The 265-nt window shown below is 55.1% G+C and carries 1 pseudogene; it reads right to left on the bottom strand.

Annotated features, from left to right (window positions below):
• Nucleotides 1-214: pseudogene (locus SB822_RS57890) on the bottom strand (GntR family transcriptional regulator); the annotation flags it as partial.
• Between the last annotated feature and the right edge of the window lie 51 nt (nucleotides 215-265).

Genomic DNA, 265 nt, shown 5'->3' with positions numbered 1-265 from the left:
CGACTTCAATCTGATCAATAGCAGATTCGGAAATTCGCGTTGTGGCATGTTCTGCCGCAAGCCCTTCCAGAAAAAGTCGCACCGTGCGAAGCTCGATATACTGTTTGGCCGTCATGTGGGCGACGATGATGGACTTGCCAGCTTGCATTTCCAGCGCGCGACCCCGCACGAGCTGCATCAAGGCTTCGCGTATTGGTGTCTCGGAAACACTCATTGCTGCTGCCAGTTCCCGGATCTTGAACCGATGACCGGGCCAAAAACGCCC

This window comes from Paraburkholderia sp. SIMBA_054 (assembly GCF_046534875.1).
In the GTDB taxonomy this organism is placed as follows: domain Bacteria; phylum Pseudomonadota; class Gammaproteobacteria; order Burkholderiales; family Burkholderiaceae; genus Paraburkholderia; species Paraburkholderia hospita.
This window is presented reverse-complemented; position numbering and strand designations above follow the sequence as displayed.